The following is a 16,837-nucleotide window of genomic DNA, read 5'->3' on the forward strand; positions in this document are numbered from 1 at the left end:
TCCCTATCGGCTTGCTCTATCAAACTAGCGCAAGCCGCAGGATAAGCAAATGCTGGCCGATCATTTCAACCGTGCTGCCAGATGTGCCACAGCAATCTCCAGCCGCTTAACTTCCCGCATCATGGAGGCCCGGTTCATCTCCATCCATTGCCACTCCTTGAGCGCTACCTGTGGCGCAAGAGCAAAGAGTGTACAAAAGCCCCAGAACAGACGGTCATCAGCCGTGGGGGCGGTAAAAAACTCATAGCCACACCAGAATAAAACGCCCGTGATCAGGAAAACAAAAATTCCCGTCACCCATACCCAGCGCCGCATGCTGCCCTTCCACGCAGCAGCAACCATATCTGGCAACCCGCCTTCCCTTGCGAGCAAATCGTCAATCTCTGAAGTTTCCTTCTCTAGTTCCTCTTTGATCATTTCATCCAAGTTCGCCATCATTCATCTCCTGACATTTGCTGCCTCAAGTGCTCACGCGCCCTGAACAGCCTGGACTTCACTGTACCTACTGGGATGGCCAACACGGCGGCGATCTCGGTAAGCTTCATTTCTTCAAGATAGAAGAGCACAAGGGTCACACGTTCCTCGTCGGGCAAGGCCCTGATATGCGCACCAAGTTGGCTTGAGGTCGCGAGATGGGGCGCCGGAGCGGTATCCGCCACCTCAGCCTCCTCAAGAGGTTCAAGATCAGCGCCTCGCTTCCTTACAAGGTCAACGATGCGCCAGCGCACCGTACGATACAACCACACACGAAACGCCCTTGGGTCTTCGATCTTTTTGAGGGTGAATGTGAGCGAAACCCATGTTTCCTGCACCGCATCAAGCGCCAGTTGCTCATCGCCACACAGGCGGAATGCAAAACGCCTGAGGGACGGATTATAGTGCCCGTAAAGCACACCGAACGCCCGGCCATCGCCACTCTGGGCCTTCAAAACCAACAGGTCTTCTTCAGCACGGTTCATAGGTCTCACGTCCTCCTTCTTCCCTTAGGACGCAAAACAGGCGGGAAAGGTTCGCTTGGGCGGCGAATATTTACCCAGGCAAGCGCATAGTACCCGAGATAACTTCAATGGCATATCCGGAGATCAGAACACGATCTTCGGTGACCTTTAGCCAGAGGTCACCACCTCGCTGTGAGACTTGTCGGGCACGCAGGTTTGGCTTCCCGAGCGCGCGCGCCCAATATGGCGCGGACACACAGTGCGCCGACCCTGTTACCGGGTCTTCCGGGATGCCGTGGTTCGGGAAAAAACAGCGGGAGACAAAATCTATCTCTCCTTCGCCGGGTGCTGTGGCAATAAACCCAAACGGAGCAAAATCTGTGAGGGCATGAAGGTCTGGCCTCAGAGACCTCACCTCCGCCGCACTTTGATAGACAAGGAGGAGATCCCGGTCTCCCTTTTCGCTTTTAAGCACAGCTTGCGGCTCTCGCCCCATGGCACCACCGAGGCCTGCGGGGCACGGGAATGGTGCAGGCTCAAAATTCGGGAAGTTCAGGCATAGCTTGCCACCCGCGTGCCGTGTGACCGGCATGCTGCCGGAGCGGGTTTCAAAGGTCACATGCTGCGCTTCCGGCTCCAGATGGGTGAACACGATATGCGCGCTCGCGAGTGTTGCGTGCCCACATATCTCCACCTCCACCGTTGGGGTAAACCAGCGCAGATTATAGCGTGCTTCCGCCCCGTCACGCCGTACGATAAAGGCGGTCTCCGCCAGGTTATTTTCTGCGGCGATCTGCTGCATCAGGTCGTCTTCGGGGAAAGACGGCAACACACATACGGCCGCCGGGTTACCCCTGAACGGCTGGTTTGTGAACGCATCAACCTGATAAAACGGGATATCGCGCAAAGGGCGGCCTTTCTAGGCTTTCAGCCAGGTGGTGAGCGTGTCCATGTCCTTGGCAGCGAATCCAAGGCGGTAGTCGCCGCCCTTCTCCCACACCGGGCGCTTAATCAGTGCCTCATTCGCCACCATAAGTGCCGATGCTTTGGCTGCATCTACACCAGTCTTATCAGCATCGCTCAGCTTCCGCCATGTGGTGCCACGGGTGTTCAGCACCGCTTCATACCCAAGCGCATCAACAAAGCGGGCCACAAGTGCAGCATCAATGCCGTCAGCCCTGAAATCATGAAAGCGGTGCTCAAGCCCTTCAGCTTCCAGCCACTTGCGCGCTTTCTTGACCGTATCGCAGTTTTTAATGCCGTAAATCGTGATCATCTAAACATCCTCCAGCTTACCCAACTCCTGCACCGTCAGCTCGTCAGAGCGCTGGCTTGGCGGGTCCATATGGATAAAAATTTCAGTGTCGGGGAAAACCTCCCCTAGTGTGGCTTCAACTTCATCAGCAATAATGTGCGCAGCCTCAACCGTCATGCTACCGGGTACCTCGATATGCATCTGAATAAAGCGGTCTCGCCCGGATGACCTTGTTTTCAGCTCATGAAGCCCCAGCACATCTGGGTTGGCCATAACGATATTGAAGATGCGTTCGCGCTCACCATCTTCAAACTCTTTGTCCATTAACATGTCGATGGCAGGCCGGGCGATATCGTAGGCACCAAAGATGATATACCCGCCGATCAGCAAGCCGAATATGCCGTCCGCATACAAAAAGCCGGTGCCTGCTATCAGTGTTGAGCCGATCACAGCCGAGTTCAGCAGCAAGTCACCCTTGTAGTGCAAATGGTCCCCGGCGATCGCGAGCGAGCCCGTGCGTTTCACCACATAGCTCTGGAAAATAACCAGCCCGAGCGACAGGGCTATCGCGAGGCCCGACGCCCCGATAATCAAATCCGAGCGCATGGGCGGCACAGGATCCCATATGCGGCTAATAGATTCGAGGATCAGGTAAACGGCAGAGCCTGTCATCACTGCGGCCTGGAAAAGACCCGCCAGCGCCTCCGCCTTGCCGTGCCCGAACCTGTGGTCGTCATCCGCCGGGATAAGCGCCACACGCACCGCAAACATGGTGACCAGTGACGCGGCCAGATCAAGCGTCGAATCAGCGAGCGAGCCGAGCATGGCAACCGAGCCAGACAGCCACCAGGCAACAGCCTTCGCAGCCACCAGCGTGCTGGCAACCGTAATGGCTGCCAAGGTGGCCATCTTCATCAATTTTCCGGCTTGGTCTTTTGTCACAGCTGTACGCTCCTCGAGGTTGCAAGCATGGGTATCCGAAAGCGGCCATTGCGCCAAGAAAAAACGCCCCGCCGAAAGGGCGGAGCGTCTCTAAACTCAGTACAAGAAAATATACTCGGAACTTGTAAAACTCTAGTGCAGCTTCTCTTCAACTCCGGCAATCGCACGGTCAACAAGCGCGCCGCCTTCCTTGCCTTTGAGTTTGTCTGCAATCACAGCAGACGCTGCAGCTACCGCCGCATTCACGGCAACAGCTTTAACTTCTTTCACCGCGCTGGCTTCAGCCTGTGCGATTTTCTCTTCAGCGGCGCGGGTCCGACGGGCAGCCATGGCTTCGATATCGGCTTTCGCCTCTTTCGCCATGATCTTTGCGTCTTCCTTCGCTTGGGCAACCATGTCTGCAGCTTCTTTCTCTGCGTCACGTTGCTTGCGCTGATACTCGCTCAGAAGCTTTTCAGCCTCTTCACGCAGCTGTTGTGCTTCTTCAAGCTGAGCTTTGATGACTGCAGAGCGCTCATCAAGCATCGCACCAATTTTCTTGTGTGCTTTGCCCCAAACGGCGCCACCAACAAAAACAGCGAATGAACCTGCAACCCAGAAGGTTGGATCCATGTAAAAGGGTACACCAGATGCCATCTTTATGCTCCCTTCACGTCGGCCAATGCCGCTTTCACAGCCTTGCCGGTTTCTTTCGCGTCCACATCAACACCTGCCAGCTTGCTTACCATTTCAGCAGCAACGTCGCTTGCAACAGCGTCGATGTCAGCAAGTGCCTGCGCACGAGCCTTGGCAATATTCGCCTCAGCCTCAGCAGCTTTTGCACCCAGCTTCGCGTCGAGCTCAGCCTGCGCTTTCGCGATATCGGCCTTGATGCTCTCTTTCGCGCTCAGGATTGTTTCCTGTGCTTTACGGCGAGCCTCAACAACCGAAACTTCATACGCGTTCTTCACGTCTTCCGCTTCGCGGCGAAGACGCTCAGCAGTATCAAGGTCCGTTGCGATGCGCTCTTCCCGCTCTTCCAGAACCTTGGTCACACGAGGCAACGCCATGCGTGACACGATAATGAAGAGAACGACAAAGCTCAGGAGCAACCAGACGAGCTGGGTCTCAAATGTTGTAGCGTCGAACTGTGGAAGCCCACCTTGTCCGTGGTCAGCCACTTCGGTCTGCGTTTGTGCCATAGCCTGTCTCAATCGCTTTAGAAGACCATACCGCGCAAATGCGCCTTATGGTCAAATCACTGTTGCCCCGGCAAATCTCAATGAGCCCAGCCGGGGCCAACCTTCAACTCTTGTAGATTAAACTACGAAGAGAAGCAGGATAGCGATCAGAAGGGCAAAAATCGCAAGTGCTTCGGTCAGTGCGAAGCCAAGGAGCAGGTTGCCGAACACTTTCGGAGCAGCAGACGGGTTGCGAAGAGCGCCCGACAGGAAGCTACCGAAGATGTTACCAAGGCCAATGCCAACACCCGCAAGTGCGAGAGTTGCGATACCAGCACCGATCATTTTTGCAGCTTGAACGTCCATTTTTCTCGTTTCCTTCGTTTATGAGAAGATTTGGATTATCTCTAAGTTTAACTTTGTCTTTGCCTGTATCTTAGTGTGCAGGATGCAGCGCATCGTGCAGGTAGATGCAGGAAAGAATGGCGAATACATAAGCCTGCAGGAACGCCACAAGGAGCTCCAGGCCTGTAAGGAAGATGTTGAATGCGAACGGGAAGATCGCCCCAAACACGCCGAGCGCACCAGCAGCACCAAGGCTGACGACGAAACCGGCAAACACTTTCAGCATAATGTGGCCCGCCATCATGTTGGCGAACAGACGCACCGACAGGCTGATCGGACGTGTGAAGTAGCTCAGTACCTCAACAGGGATGATCAGGATATAAAGCGGCGCAGGCACACCAGACGGTGCAAAAAGCTTCAGGAACCCGAGACCATGCTTATAGAAGCCCAGAAGGGTAACACCAAGGAACACAACAAGAGCGAGCGCTAGCGTCACGATGATGTGGCTGGTGATGGTGAAGCTATATGGCAACATGCCGGCGAGGTTGCCACCCAGCACGAACATGAAAAGTGTAAAAATGAAGGGGAAGAACTGTTTGCCGTCACGGCCAACATTCTCTTTCACCATATTGGCGACAAATTCGTAGGCCATTTCGACCATGGACTGCCAGCGACCCGGCACCAGCGCGCTCTTGCGCATGCCACCCACAAGAAATGTGGTCAGTGCGGTCACTACAATTACCATCCAAAGGGAGCTGTTGGTAAAGGAAGCATCAACACCAGCAACTTGCATTTCTGCATAGGAATTGATTTTAAACTGCTCAAGAGGTCCTGCCACGGCTACCATCTCTTTTTTTTATGCCACCCGCTTTATGCGGATCGCGGTCAATCTTTGTCGGCCTCTTTGGCCGGCTCAACCTTTTCCTCGGCGCTCATGGCCTCGTTTTGCATACGCATGGCATCCCGGATGACGTTCCTGATACCTGCGCCAAAACCAAGCAGCAAAAAGAGGATCAGAAGAAATGGCGTTGTTCCAAGCCATTCATCCAGATTAACGCCGACCATTAGTCCTACGACTACGCCAACCACCAGATGAATACCCAGTGCAAAAGCCCTGCCCATGGGAGATGGAGCATCATCCGCTCCGTCGTTCCACAGTCTCTTTTGCCGGGCCTGGTTCAACCGCGCTTCGAGTGATTTAAGCTCCGGGTCTCGATCGTCGTTACCCATCACCATCCACCTCTCGCCAAACCGCGTCTGACCTACGTTTCTGCCGGGCCTCTTCCCACAAAGGGAAGCGCCATAAAAGGCGCCTGCAACATAGTGAACGCCCTATCCCGTGTCAAGAACCAATAAAAATTAGTTAAGTTATTGTTTTGTAACGATTTTATACAAAAACAACAACTAGCCAGCTTCGCGCATTTCCGCTGCACGTTCAAGGTCGACCGAGACAAGGGTGGAAATTCCCCTTTCGGCCATCGTCACACCAAACAGTCGCTTCATTCTGGCCATGGATACCGCGTTGTGGGTCACAATAAGGAAACGGGTATCGGTGCGGTCAATCATCTCATCAAGCAGGTTACAGAACCGCTCAACGTTCGCATCATCAAGCGGCGCGTCCACCTCGTCCAGCACACAAATAGGCGCCGGGTTGGTGATAAACACCGCAAATATAAGGGAAAGTGCCGTCAAAGCCTGTTCCCCGCCCGAGAGGAGAGAGAGCGCCTGAAGCTTCTTCCCCGGTGGGCTCGCGAAAATCTCAAGCCCCGCGTCAAGCGGGTCATCGGATTCGGTCAACTCAAGATGCGCTTCCCCACCCCCGAACAGGCTTTTGAACAGTTCACCAAAGTGGTTGTTTACCACTTCAAACGCGGTGAGAAGCCGCGCCCGGCCTTCCTTGTTCAGGCTGGAAATTGCTTGCCTGAGCCGCGCGATGGCATTCTCAAGATCAGCGCGTTCCCCCGTCAGGTGTGCGAGCTGTTCGTCAATTTCCGTTAGCTCTTCATCTGCCCGCAGGTTTACCGCACCTAAGCGGTCACGCTCACGCTTCAGCTTTTCAAGCTTGCTTTCAAGCACCACGGCTTCCGGCAGGCTATCGCTTGGCTCAAGCCCAACCTTTTCAAGGAGATGTGTTGGCGCGCACTCAAACCGTTCACCAATCTGGCTGGCAATATCCTTCCGGCGGCTCACCGCATTCTCAACGGCAGCTTCTGCCCTGATCTGCCGCTCTCGGCTTTCCGCCTGCGCTTCGCTTGTCTCCCGGAGTGCCTTGTCTTTCTCAGCCAGGGTTGCCTCTGCCGCGCGCAGCTTTTCACTTGTCTCAGTCCGCGCCTTGTCGGCAATCGCTATCTGGTCAAGTAAGGCCTGGCGGCGTTTCTCAATATCTTCCGGGCTTGCTTCGGCGGCAGAAAGCTGGCTTTCAGTGTCTTTCTGCCGTTCATCAAGAGCTGAGAGCTGCTTGGCCGCACTCCTGACCCGAAGCTCCCATGCCCCCGATTCGGTGCGGATAGCGCTTAACCGGTCGTTCCGCACTTCCGCTTCACGGCGCAAGCTGTCATAGGCCGCGCGCGCGGTACTCAGTTCAGCCCGCAACCCTTCAACACGGGAGCGCAACGCCTGAAGCTCTTCCTCCAGTTTTGCATTTTCCGGCAGTGCTGATACTTTTTCGTCAATCGCCGCCTGCCTGCCCAGGGTTTCTTTTTCTTCCTCCGCGAGCCGCGCGAGTGTGTCTTTCAGCATGGTAACCTTGCTGGCCCGCTTGCTGGCTTCCTGTTCTGCCGTCACGAGGTTACGCCGCGCATCCACTAGCGCCTTTTCGGCTGCCTGCCTGATATCGCGCTGAGCCTGCTCGGCCTCACGTGCTTTCTGGTGGGCGTCAGACGCCACTTCTGCCGCCTCAGCCGCCTTCTCTGCAGCTTCAGAGGCCTCTTTCAGTTGTTTCTGAAGGGCACTCAACCGGTTTTTACGTTCAAGCCGAGCCGCAGCTTCGGAAGGTGCTCCCGCCCTTTGGCAAAAACCGTCCCAGCGCCAGAGCGCCCCGTCTTTCGAGACCAAAACCTGCCCCGGCAACAGCGCAGCAGCCGCGCGGTCACCGTCAGCACCGTCTTTCAACAAACCGGTGTAGGCAAGCCGGCGAGCGAGCACGGCTGGCGCTTCCACATGTGCGGTAACCGCCTCAACCCCATCAGGCCAAGTTGGCGGCTCGAGAGTATCCCGCACCGCCCAGAACCGTAGCTCGCTGTCTGCGATACCCGCCTCTGCGTCGTCACCAAGAGCCGCGCCAACCGCTTGTTCATAGCCGGGCGCCGCCCGTACGTCTGCGGCAACAGGCGCCGTGTCACCTTGGCTACTGTCCGCCACCATGCGTTCAAGGCTGGCCACCTCACCGGTAAGGGACTTGGCCCGGCCTTCATGCTCGGAACGAATTGCATCCGCATCATTACGGCCCGTACGCGCCTGCAGGGTCGCGGCCTCCGCAGCTTGCAGCGCCTCGCCCGCATGTGTCAGGCGTTCTTCTGCTTTGGCGACCGTACTTTCCGCCGCTTTAAGCGCTGAAAGCACATCATCGGCCGCAGTCATGGCCTCAAGTTCCTGGCCCAGCCGTTCCTGCTCAGCCTGCAACTGGGATGTACGGCGCGCGATCGCGAGCTTGTCACTTTCAAGGCTTGAGCGCCGGGCCCGCGCCTGCGCTGCCTGCTCTGACAACACGTCATATTCCGATTCGGCGCCATTTGCGGCTTTCGCAGCCGTATCCAACCGCTCACGCGCTTCCACCTCAGATGCTTTTTCGCTATCCCGCGCGGTTTCAAGCCGGGTGCGCTCAGCCCCCAACCGGTCAACCGCCGCCTTGGCATCGTTCGCTATCTCTTGCTCGCGTTCGCGGTCGGCAGCAATTTGCTCAAGCGCTGCACGCAGGCCCTCCGCCGTCTGCTTGCGCCGTTCGGCTTCCGCCTCCAGATTCTCTCGCTCAATATTGAGGCGTTGCAGCCGGGCTGCGGCCTCTGCGTCGGCTTCACGAAGCGGCGGAAGAGCGGCCGCAACTTCAGCCTGTTCTTTTGAGAGCTTTGCGACAATCTCTGCCACCTGCCCGGTGGTTTTCTCTGCCTCCCGGAGCGTGCGCTCAAGTGTGATGACCTCTTCAGACGCCAGCTTCCATTTGAGATACAGAAGGCTAGCTTCTGCCTGCCGGATATCACCCGATATGCTGCGGTAGCGCACCGCCTGCTTGGCCTGTCGCTTCAGGCTTTGCACCTGCGCTTCCATGGCCTGAATGACATCCTGCAGCCGCGTGAGGTTGCCTTCCGCCCCCCTGAGCCTGCTTTCCGCCTCTTTCCGCCGCGTGTGTAGGCCGGAGATACCTGCGGCTTCCTCAAGAATGGCACGTCTGTCCTGCGGCTTGGCGTTGATCAGGCTGCCAATGCGGCCCTGGCTCACAAGAGCTGGTGAATGCGCGCCCGTTGCCGCGTCCGCAAAAAGAAGTTGCACGTCTTTCTGGCGCACATCCTTGCCGTTGATGCGGTAAGCCGAGCCGCTCTCGCGCTCGATCCGGCGCGTGACCTCAATCGTGTCATATTCGTTATAGTCTGCGGGGGCGGACCGGTCCTGGTTGTCGATCACCAGGGTGACCTCAGCCATGTTGCGCGGGGAGCGTTTGTCCGTGCCCGCAAAAATCACATCATCCATGCCGGAGCCGCGCAGGGATTTCGCGCGGTTTTCCCCCATTACCCAGCGGATAGCTTCAAGAAGGTTCGATTTTCCGCAGCCGTTAGGGCCCACAACGCCGGTCAGGCCGCGCTCGATATGAAGCTCGGTCGGATCGACGAAGGATTTAAACCCCGATAATCGCAGGCGCGAAAAACGCATGGCTGCGTAACACTCCCCCTTTCAGCAAAGCGGCACCAGTCCCCACAAGTGCCGCTTTGGAGCGAGCCTTAATTGGCGTCGCTGATTGCTTTTTCCATCATCTCGGTGAGGTCATCAAATGTGGTGAACTCCATCCGCTCACCTTCCACGAAGAAGCTCGGTGTTGAGTTCACGCCAAAATCTTCTGACGCGGTTTTCGTCAGCGCCATAAGGTGCCGGTGCATGTCCTTGTCGTTCACGCAGCGGTCAAACTGGGTGCGACTGATGCCGACACGGCGCGCAAGTGATGCCAGTTCATCCAACGGGTTTTCCGACCGTGCCCAGTCATACTGGCGCGCGAAAAACACGCTCATCAGCTTTTGCGTCACTTCCTGGTTGCCACAACGTGCGGCGGCGGATGCCGTCAGGTCTACCCGGTTCATGATATAGTTGCGGTACAACAGTTTCACTTTACCGGTATCGATGTATTTTTTCTTGAACTCAGGAAAATAGTCTTTCGAGAAGGTCGCACAGTGTGGACATGTCAGTGACGCGTACTCCACCACCGTTACCGGCGCGTTAGGGTCACCATAAACAATGTCACCCCATGTACCTTCGCGGTCGGCTACGTCAACAACGGTAGCTTCCGCCACACCGTCAACCGTCTCAGCCTGATTTGACCCACTTTCTGACGAATTTTCGCCACAGGCCGCAAGCGTCAGCAAAGCCGCAGCGCCAATCAAGCGAAACCCAAATCCGTATTTGTTGTAGCTCATAATGTCCTCACCCACTATATATTGTGTTTACATTGCAAAAAGCAGCATGACGAGTCTTTTTTAAACTCGCCTACCCTGTTTCAATTTCGTCTTATTTGGCGGCGTCGATCGCCTCTTTCAGCTCATCATAAGAATGTGCATGGATCTTGGCGCCATTTACCAGCACCCACGGAACCGAGTTGATCTCATAGGTTTCAATTCCAATGGTGCGCATCTCAACAATATGTTCCTGCAGCGCACGATCAGACACACATTCCCCAAGCGCCTGCTCGCTAACCCCGGCTTCCCCGGCGATCTCTGCCATCGATGCATAAGGGTTTTCTGACGTCATCCATTCTTTCTGACGCTCAAAAAAAGCGGCAATCATCGCCTTTGTATCTTCGGGTTCGGTCGTGCACCGGCTGATCGCAGCGACTGCCATATCGTAGCGGTCCCGCACGAAGTTGCGGAACACAAACCGAACCTTACCGGTGTCGATATATTCGGTCTTGAGCTGCGGGAAGACCTCGCGGGCAAATTCACCACAGTGCGGACAGGTAAATGAGCCATACTCGATCACCTCAACAGGCGCGCTTTTTTCGCCATAGGTAATCTCGCCGCGAAGGCCCACTGTGGTTTCGTCTTGTGCCCACACCAACTGCGGCACAGCAAATACCACCATCGCCATCATAATCTGTTTAAAGCTCATTGTTTCCCATCCTGATTTATTGATCTTTTTTAGTGCCGGAGAACACATATTCTCCCAAACTTTTAACCGCTTGCCGAAGCGGGCTCAACTCTCCTTGGCCGACAAGTGTGTCCAAATTCCGGGCGGCGTCGGGCGCGAGCGGCTTTTTCTCAAGGAGCGGCTTGTTGCGAGATGCAGGCAACGGCCCTTGTTTCACCTCCAGTTTGGCAACAGCGCGATAGCCAAAAAAGCTGTTCACCATCTCAATCACCCGTTCAGCCTTATGGCTAAGAAGCGGGGCAAAGGCCGATTCACAGCGCACCTGAAGCGTGGCGCCCATGCGCTCACCACGCGGGAACCGGAGGCTCACCGGCAGTGTGCTGGCTGCCAACTCCGGCCCGACGATATGCGCCCAGCGGGTCACCACCTCCACCTGCGCAAATCCTTTCGCGCGCATAGCAGGCGACATAAGCGCACGCGCCACGTTTGACGCGCTGTCCGCGCGCCAGCGCCGATCAGATTTGACAACTTTTTTTGAAGGTTCCTTTGCCAAAACCTTGGCTCTCCCGATCATCCCGCGCATAGTGCTTGCAACTGGGCTGCGCTACGCTATGGTCCTGTGCTACCTGATGGCCCTGCCCCGGGCAAGAACAAAGCGAACCCTTCAAAGCCTTGTGATGACCACGATAGCCACCGCCCTTCTTGATTGGTATGACAGCAACCGGCGCACCCTGCCTTGGCGGGCTGCCCCTGGCGTTCGCCCTGACCCCTATCATGTGTGGCTCTCGGAAGTTATGCTCCAGCAAACCACGGTTGCCACAGTAAAGGGGTATTTCGCCAACTTCCTTGCCCGCTGGCCGGATGTGAAAGCACTGGCTGATGCCCCCCTTGAAGATGTGCTGAACGAATGGGCTGGCCTTGGCTATTATGCCCGTGCGCGCAACCTCCATAAATGCGCGCAAGCCGTAAGTGCGCAGCATAGCGGGCACTTCCCCGCAACTGAGGCAGGCTTGCGCGCGCTACCCGGCATTGGTGATTATACCGCCGCTGCCATCGCCGCCATTGCGTTTGATGAACGCGCCGTTGTGGTGGACGGCAATGTGGAACGTGTGGTCAGCCGTCTTTTCAGGGTTGAGGACGCCCTGCCCGGCGCCAAAAAAGCGATTAAAGCTCATACTGATGAGATCACCCCTGCAAATCGGGCCGGTGACTTTGCGCAGGCCATGATGGACCTGGGCTCGGGCGTCTGCACGCCGAAAAACCCCAAATGTCTTTTGTGCCCGCTCAATCGCATGTGCGCCGCGAAAGCGGAAGGGGATATGGAACGTTTCCCCATCAAGGCACCCAAAAAGGTTAAGCCGGTAAGGCGGGCCGTGTCCTTCTGGCTCGTGCACGACGGGCATGTACTGCTGGAGCGTCGCCCGCCCAAGGGCTTGCTTGGCGGTATGCCGGGGCTGTTTTCAAGCCCGTGGCTTGAGCGCAAAGATATACCCGGCAAGGAAGAATGGCTCAAACACGCCCCGTCAGATGACTATTGGAAACCCTTACAGGGTATTGCCAAACATACCTTCACGCACTTCCATCTGGAAACGCAGCTCATTACCGCTAAAGCAGGCGTGAAGCATAATATTGAGGGCGGGTTCTGGTTTGAGCTCGATAAGTTCGACGAGGTTGGCCTCCCCACCGTGTTTAGAAAGATCGCCGCTCTGGCTCTCTAGCGCGAGGCACTGAGTTGCTCGCATGAAGGCGCAAACTGAAATGGGCCGCTCGGGCGGCCCATTTAGGGGTTCCTTCAGATTGGAGAAACCTAGCCTCTTCAAGCGTCAAGATAGGCCGGGGTTTTCTTACCTGCCTTGGCTGCCTTCTTCGCTTTTTTGTCGAGGGCGGGTTTTTTCTTCACTTCTTTTTTCGCGTTGCGATCTTTGCTCATTCTTATCTCCGAATAAACAACTGGTGCGCTTTGAGGGCGTCACCAAACCGGGGTGACCGATGGGCCACACAAACATCCAGCATCACTAGCATTTTGGCATGCGCACGCAGAAATCAAGCGCGTTTAGATCAGATAAGAAAAGATTGTGAATAGCCTCCAGCCAAGCGAGGTCAGGCGTTTGAGGGAAACATCTTCCTGTACCGCAACGCCTCAAGCAAAAGGCCCAGCATGAGCAGCCCAAGCCCTATCATGCTCTCTGCACTTTTTCCGTCCTTCACCAACGAAACGGCCATACTGACCCCTACAAGGATGCAGACGAACGGCACGGTGCGTTTGAAAAGATTTTTCCCCATCTGGTCGGCACCGCAGCGCTGAGTGTATGGGACGTGTTTTTCTGTTCTCGCCCGATCTCCAAGCACTGTGCGCCGGATCAGGCTACCCCCGACGACCGTGACAACGAAAAAGCCCGAGAGGATCAACAGGCTGATCCATATATTCGCGAGACCAAACCGAGCCGCGAGCACATCATCAAGCTGAATGAGGGCTATACACACTATGGCATTCATTGTCAGGAGCGGCCCAAGTCTGTTGGCCAAACGACGCCGTTCCTCGGCAGAGACACCAAAACCCTTTCGCTTCCAGTTCTGGAAAAACACATAGCGGCCTGTGCCATCGTATGTTGGTGCAAACATGAATTGAGACGCATCAAATATATCGATCACCGTGACCCCCATCACACCCGTTTCTTAGTGGGTGTATTTAGATCACTTTTGCGGGCATTGCGCAACTAGTCGGCATTGAGCCAAGGCGTATCTTAGCAGGTGAATGCGAGAACGTCATACTGGGGTAATACGGCTTTAAATGGGGAGGTCATTCATGAAACTACATCAATTAACCCGCTTATGTACTGCACTGAGTATCGTCGTGTTGGGTGGCTATGACATCACTTCCGCCGCACGAGCGGAGGAATCCGTTGTCCCCGGCATAGATGTTTCACACTTTCAGGGTGCAATTGACTGGGAACAGGTTGGTGGTCAGAAAATCAGGTTTGTCTATGTCAAGGCAAGTGAGGGATTGCACACGGCTGATGCCCGCCTGCAGGAGAACTGGCGCGGTGCACGGCAGCAAGGCCTGAAAACCGGCCCCTATCACTTCTTCCACCCTGACGAAGACCCGATTGCACAGGCCGAACATTTCCTGTCCCAGCTTAAATCTGCCAATATTGATCTCGCCGGGTCGCTACCGCCTGTTCTTGATATCGAGGTCGCGGAAGGCACAAAATCGACCACACTGCGGCGCGACATCAAACAATGGCTGCACCATGTAGAGAAAAACACGGGGTGCAAGCCCATCCTCTACACAAGCCCCCATTTTTGGGAGAAGGAAGACGCAGGGGATTTCGCCGCGCATCACCTATGGCTTGCTGACTATGCCAAAACCCCCACCGTGCCCAAGGGATGGCGGCACTGGACCTTCTGGCAGCACAGCGAGGATGGCACCATCGCAGGCATCGAGAAAAAAGTAGACCTGACGGTCTTCGCTGGCGATGACATCAAGCTTGAGGAGCTCACTTGTAAGGCGCGCCCCTAGGCCGCAGCACAACAAAAGAAATTGGCGCTCCCCTGGGCAGAGGAGCGCCATAGGCCACACAGACGGGCATCCGCATGGCCGGAGGTAAGGTTAAAACTTGCCTTTGATCTTTTTGAGCAGCCCGCCTTTTTTTCGTTTACTGCGTTTTTCTTTCGCGAGCCGAAGCGCGAACTGGCCGAGCTTTTCAAAATAATCCGCGAGCTCATCGTCATTAGGCGCTGTCATCTTCCGTGGTGCTTTCAAGAGGCTTTCCCGGAAAGGCTCCAGCCGGGGGTGCGAGAGATCAGCAATGTCCGGTTCACAGATGGCGGCCGCCACGAGGTCATCTGCCGGAAACTTGAAGCGGCTATCCGCGAAAATCTCGCTGTAGAGGTCGCGAGTATCGAGATAAGCCCGCATGGTTTTATTCGCGCCCGAGCCGCTTAACATCAGCTGCGTCGCGAGATCGATACTGGTATTGGAGGCTTTTGGCTCCTCAGGCAACATGCTGTTGGTCTTATCTGCTGGAATGCCAAAGCGCTTGAAAAAGCGCGGCAGAAGGTTCTTCTTCTCGTCCTCATAGTTCCAGACTTTGATCTGCTGGGGCGAAAGCGCGTCTTCCCAGCGCCGCAAAAGCGCTGAATAATTCAGGTGTGTCCTGGTCACCGTGACGAGGGAGGAAAGCGGCAACAGCTTCTCGTGGCTTTTTATCTGCTGGTTCAGCGCGCTTACAGCGTAACTATATACATTCCGGAAAAAGAGGATCACCTCCACGTCATGACCGTCAAACATGGCGAGAAACCGCTGCACGTTCGCCTCGCCCAGATGGCTGAACGCTTCGCCGGAGAGAAACAGGCTTTCCGCGCCTGATGCTTTTGCGTCCAGAAGCGCACGCTCAAGATACGCCTTCACCTCATCGTGCTTGCCCGCGCGCATCTGCAGCGCGAGGGTTGAATGCTGGTTGGTGTGAGGTTTCAGCCGTTCCTTCGGCCAATATACGCCATATTCAGCGAGCAGTTTTCTGTTCTCCGCCGCGAAAGACTGGATCGCGGTCGTGCCGGTTTTGTGGGTACCTATATGAAGGTATATCTTCATGTCCTATGGGCTACTTTCTTTGCAATCACGCCGCCCCCGGAATACAGCCCAGGGTGCGGTCGCGTGCAGCCATAGCATAAGCCAATATCGAGAACGAAAGCCTAATTCAGCTCCGCCCGTACCTGCTGACGGAAAACATCAATCGGCAGCAGTTCACCTTTTTTCTCAACGTGCCAGAAGGTCCAGCCGTTACAGGCCGGTGCGCCCTGAACACTCGCACCAACTTTATGGATTGAGCCCTTCTCGGCCTCGGAAATCAGTGTGCCATCTGTGCGCACACGGGCAGCATAACGGCGGTTGCTGTCATAAAGCGTTGTGCCTGGCGTGATCAAACCACGCTCAACAATGGAGCCGAATGGAACACGCGGTTGGCTACGCTTGCTTTCCGTGTAACCAAGCGCCTCATCATCAAGCTGCTCAACACTCGCGATCCGCTCCCGCGCAACCTTGATGTAATCTGTCTCGCGTTCAATGCCGATATAGTTGCGGCCCAGCATCTTGGCCACAGCCCCTGTGGTGCCTGTGCCGAAGAACGGATCAAGCACAACATCACCCGGCTTTGTGGACGACATCAGCACACGGTAGAGAAGCGATTCCGGCTTCTGTGTGGCATGGGCCTTCTTGTCACCGGACTTTAAGCGTTCCTTGCCAGAACAAATGGGCAGAACCCAGTCAGACCGCATCTGCGTGTCGTCATTCATGGCTTTCATGGCGTCATAGTTGAAGGTGTAACCGCCCTTGTCCGCAGACTTCGCAGCCCAGATCAGCGTTTCATGCGCATTGGTGAAACGCGTGCCGCGGAAGTTTGGCATCGGGTTCGACTTGCGCCAGATCACATCATTGAGCACCCAATATTCTAGGTTCTGCAGCGCTGTGCCAACCCGGAAGATATTGTGATAAGAGCCAATCACCCAGATGGTGCCGGTGTCCTTGAGGCAGCGGCGCGCCGCTGCGAGCCAGCGGTATGTGAATTCGTCATAAGCGTTAAAGCTTGAGAATTTGTCCCACGCGTCATGCACACCATCAACCTTGCTGTTATCAGGGCGCGACAGCGTTTCCTTGAGTTGCATGTTGTAGGGGGGGTCTGCAAAAATAACGTCGACCGATTTTTCGGGCAGCGCGTTCATCACATCAATACAATCGCCCTGAACAATCTTGTTCACAGGCAGCGTTTTTAGCCCGCTACCCGTGCGGGTCGCGTTTTTTGCTTCAGCCATCAATTTTCTCCGTCCCGACTGGGCCCCGTCCCTGGAGCCAAGAGACCGAAACTGCCTGATTTTAGGCGGCATTTTTGCTCAAGTTTCGGCGAACTATTGAG

19 protein-coding genes are annotated in these 16,837 nt (G+C 55.8%); 2 read left to right on the plus strand and 17 right to left on the minus strand.

All coding sequences use genetic code 11. The features are described from left to right. Positions 1 to 60: 60 nt before the first annotated feature. The 14 genes from ACN0XZ_RS10475 to ACN0XZ_RS10540 form a co-directional block, all read right to left on the minus strand. Positions 61 to 435, minus strand: coding sequence for a DUF6768 family protein (locus ACN0XZ_RS10475; protein ID WP_417457702.1), 375 nt, complete (start codon positions 433 to 435; stop codon positions 61 to 63). Next, positions 435 to 959, minus strand: coding sequence for an RNA polymerase sigma factor (locus ACN0XZ_RS10480; protein ID WP_417457703.1), 525 nt, complete (start codon positions 957 to 959; stop codon positions 435 to 437). Before ACN0XZ_RS10480 ends, ACN0XZ_RS10475 begins: the two co-directional genes overlap by 1 nt. Before the next feature lie 70 nt (positions 960 to 1,029). Next, positions 1,030 to 1,845, minus strand: coding sequence for a PhzF family phenazine biosynthesis protein (locus tag ACN0XZ_RS10485; RefSeq protein ID WP_417457704.1), 816 nt, complete (start codon positions 1,843 to 1,845; stop codon positions 1,030 to 1,032). Positions 1,846 to 1,857: 12 nt separating this feature from the next. Beyond that, positions 1,858 to 2,214: an ArsC family reductase gene (locus ACN0XZ_RS10490; protein ID WP_417457705.1), complete on the minus strand. Its 357-nt coding sequence runs from the start codon at positions 2,212 to 2,214 to the stop codon at positions 1,858 to 1,860. Then, a complete protein-coding gene (locus tag ACN0XZ_RS10495) occupies positions 2,215 to 3,135 on the minus strand; it encodes a cation diffusion facilitator family transporter (RefSeq protein ID WP_417457706.1) in 921 nt (306 codons plus the stop codon). 132 nt (positions 3,136 to 3,267) lie between these two features. Then, on the minus strand, positions 3,268 to 3,771 hold the full coding sequence (locus tag ACN0XZ_RS10500; protein ID WP_417457707.1) for a F0F1 ATP synthase subunit B: 504 nt from the start codon (positions 3,769 to 3,771) through the stop codon (positions 3,268 to 3,270). Positions 3,772 to 3,773: 2 nt separating this feature from the next. Beyond that, a complete protein-coding gene (locus tag ACN0XZ_RS10505; RefSeq protein ID WP_417457708.1) occupies positions 3,774 to 4,316 on the minus strand; it encodes a F0F1 ATP synthase subunit B' in 543 nt (180 codons plus the stop codon). 117 nt (positions 4,317 to 4,433) lie between these two features. After that, positions 4,434 to 4,661 (minus strand): F0F1 ATP synthase subunit C, encoded by a 228-nt coding sequence (locus tag ACN0XZ_RS10510; RefSeq protein WP_417457709.1) that lies wholly within the window; start codon positions 4,659 to 4,661, stop codon positions 4,434 to 4,436. A gap of 70 nt (positions 4,662 to 4,731) precedes the next feature. Continuing rightward, positions 4,732 to 5,487, minus strand: coding sequence for a F0F1 ATP synthase subunit A (locus ACN0XZ_RS10515; protein ID WP_417457710.1), 756 nt, complete (start codon positions 5,485 to 5,487; stop codon positions 4,732 to 4,734). Positions 5,488 to 5,525: 38 nt separating this feature from the next. Further along, positions 5,526 to 5,870, minus strand: a complete 345-nt coding sequence (locus tag ACN0XZ_RS10520; RefSeq protein WP_417457711.1) for an AtpZ/AtpI family protein — start codon at positions 5,868 to 5,870, stop codon at positions 5,526 to 5,528. Between the two features lie 174 nt (positions 5,871 to 6,044). Next, complete coding sequence (gene smc / locus ACN0XZ_RS10525; RefSeq protein WP_417457712.1) at positions 6,045 to 9,503, minus strand: chromosome segregation protein SMC; 3,459 nt, start codon at positions 9,501 to 9,503, stop codon at positions 6,045 to 6,047. Between the two features lie 68 nt (positions 9,504 to 9,571). After that, positions 9,572 to 10,258, minus strand: a complete 687-nt coding sequence (locus ACN0XZ_RS10530; protein ID WP_417457713.1) for a DsbA family protein — start codon at positions 10,256 to 10,258, stop codon at positions 9,572 to 9,574. 91 nt (positions 10,259 to 10,349) lie between these two features. Then, complete coding sequence (locus tag ACN0XZ_RS10535; RefSeq protein WP_417457714.1) at positions 10,350 to 10,946, minus strand: thioredoxin domain-containing protein; 597 nt, start codon at positions 10,944 to 10,946, stop codon at positions 10,350 to 10,352. A 16-nt stretch (positions 10,947 to 10,962) separates the two neighbouring features. Beyond that, positions 10,963 to 11,478 carry a DUF721 domain-containing protein gene (locus ACN0XZ_RS10540; protein ID WP_417457715.1) on the minus strand — a complete coding sequence of 172 codons (516 nt, stop codon included), beginning with the start codon at positions 11,476 to 11,478 and terminating at the stop codon, positions 10,963 to 10,965. 124 nt (positions 11,479 to 11,602) lie between these two features. Between ACN0XZ_RS10540 and mutY the strand changes: the two genes are divergently transcribed. Then, the gene (mutY, locus tag ACN0XZ_RS10545; protein WP_417457716.1) at positions 11,603 to 12,643 is read left to right on the plus strand and encodes an A/G-specific adenine glycosylase; all 1,041 of its coding nucleotides are present in this window, start codon (positions 11,603 to 11,605) and stop codon (positions 12,641 to 12,643) included. Between the two features lie 382 nt (positions 12,644 to 13,025). On the opposite strand, the gene ACN0XZ_RS10550 is transcribed toward mutY, so the two are convergent. Continuing rightward, a complete protein-coding gene (locus ACN0XZ_RS10550; protein WP_417457717.1) occupies positions 13,026 to 13,577 on the minus strand; it encodes a hypothetical protein in 552 nt (183 codons plus the stop codon). A 154-nt stretch (positions 13,578 to 13,731) separates the two neighbouring features. On the opposite strand from ACN0XZ_RS10550, the gene ACN0XZ_RS10555 reads away from it, so the two are divergent. Then, the gene (locus tag ACN0XZ_RS10555) at positions 13,732 to 14,445 is read left to right on the plus strand and encodes a glycoside hydrolase family 25 protein (RefSeq protein WP_417457718.1); all 714 of its coding nucleotides are present in this window, start codon (positions 13,732 to 13,734) and stop codon (positions 14,443 to 14,445) included. Positions 14,446 to 14,535: 90 nt separating this feature from the next. On the opposite strand, the gene ACN0XZ_RS10560 is transcribed toward ACN0XZ_RS10555, so the two are convergent. Next, positions 14,536 to 15,519 carry a hypothetical protein gene (locus ACN0XZ_RS10560; RefSeq protein WP_417457719.1) on the minus strand — a complete coding sequence of 328 codons (984 nt, stop codon included), beginning with the start codon at positions 15,517 to 15,519 and terminating at the stop codon, positions 14,536 to 14,538. A gap of 101 nt (positions 15,520 to 15,620) precedes the next feature. Continuing rightward, on the minus strand, positions 15,621 to 16,736 hold the full coding sequence (locus ACN0XZ_RS10565) for a site-specific DNA-methyltransferase (protein ID WP_417457720.1): 1,116 nt from the start codon (positions 16,734 to 16,736) through the stop codon (positions 15,621 to 15,623). Between the last annotated feature and the right edge of the window lie 101 nt (positions 16,737 to 16,837).

It is taken from the genome of Kordiimonas sp. (genome assembly GCF_048264555.1).
Classification (GTDB): Bacteria; Pseudomonadota; Alphaproteobacteria; order Sphingomonadales; family Kordiimonadaceae; genus Kordiimonas.

What these genes read in the sequence shown, in the direction of transcription:
- ACN0XZ_RS10500 (WP_417457707.1), bottom strand. Translation starts at nt 3,771, where the DNA reads ATGGCATCTGGTGTACCCTTTTACATGGATCCAACCTTCTGGGTTGCA.
- ACN0XZ_RS10490 (WP_417457705.1), bottom strand. Translation starts at nt 2,214, where the DNA reads ATGATCACGATTTACGGCATTAAAAACTGCGATACGGTCAAGAAAGCG.
- ACN0XZ_RS10475 (WP_417457702.1), bottom strand. Translation starts at nt 435, where the DNA reads ATGGCGAACTTGGATGAAATGATCAAAGAGGAACTAGAGAAGGAAACT.
- ACN0XZ_RS10480 (WP_417457703.1), bottom strand. Translation starts at nt 959, where the DNA reads ATGAACCGTGCTGAAGAAGACCTGTTGGTTTTGAAGGCCCAGAGTGGC.
- smc (WP_417457712.1), bottom strand. Translation starts at nt 9,503, where the DNA reads ATGCGTTTTTCGCGCCTGCGATTATCGGGGTTTAAATCCTTCGTCGAT.
- ACN0XZ_RS10535 (WP_417457714.1), bottom strand. Translation starts at nt 10,946, where the DNA reads ATGAGCTTTAAACAGATTATGATGGCGATGGTGGTATTTGCTGTGCCG.
- ACN0XZ_RS10520 (WP_417457711.1), bottom strand. Translation starts at nt 5,870, where the DNA reads ATGGGTAACGACGATCGAGACCCGGAGCTTAAATCACTCGAAGCGCGG.
- ACN0XZ_RS10515 (WP_417457710.1), bottom strand. Translation starts at nt 5,487, where the DNA reads ATGGTAGCCGTGGCAGGACCTCTTGAGCAGTTTAAAATCAATTCCTAT.
- ACN0XZ_RS10565 (WP_417457720.1), bottom strand. Translation starts at nt 16,736, where the DNA reads ATGGCTGAAGCAAAAAACGCGACCCGCACGGGTAGCGGGCTAAAAACG.
- ACN0XZ_RS10505 (WP_417457708.1), bottom strand. Translation starts at nt 4,316, where the DNA reads ATGGCACAAACGCAGACCGAAGTGGCTGACCACGGACAAGGTGGGCTT.
- ACN0XZ_RS10530 (WP_417457713.1), bottom strand. Translation starts at nt 10,258, where the DNA reads ATGAGCTACAACAAATACGGATTTGGGTTTCGCTTGATTGGCGCTGCG.
- ACN0XZ_RS10510 (WP_417457709.1), bottom strand. Translation starts at nt 4,661, where the DNA reads ATGGACGTTCAAGCTGCAAAAATGATCGGTGCTGGTATCGCAACTCTC.
- ACN0XZ_RS10560 (WP_417457719.1), bottom strand. Translation starts at nt 15,519, where the DNA reads ATGAAGATATACCTTCATATAGGTACCCACAAAACCGGCACGACCGCG.
- mutY (WP_417457716.1), top strand. Translation starts at nt 11,603, where the DNA reads ATGACCACGATAGCCACCGCCCTTCTTGATTGGTATGACAGCAACCGG.
- ACN0XZ_RS10555 (WP_417457718.1), top strand. Translation starts at nt 13,732, where the DNA reads ATGAAACTACATCAATTAACCCGCTTATGTACTGCACTGAGTATCGTC.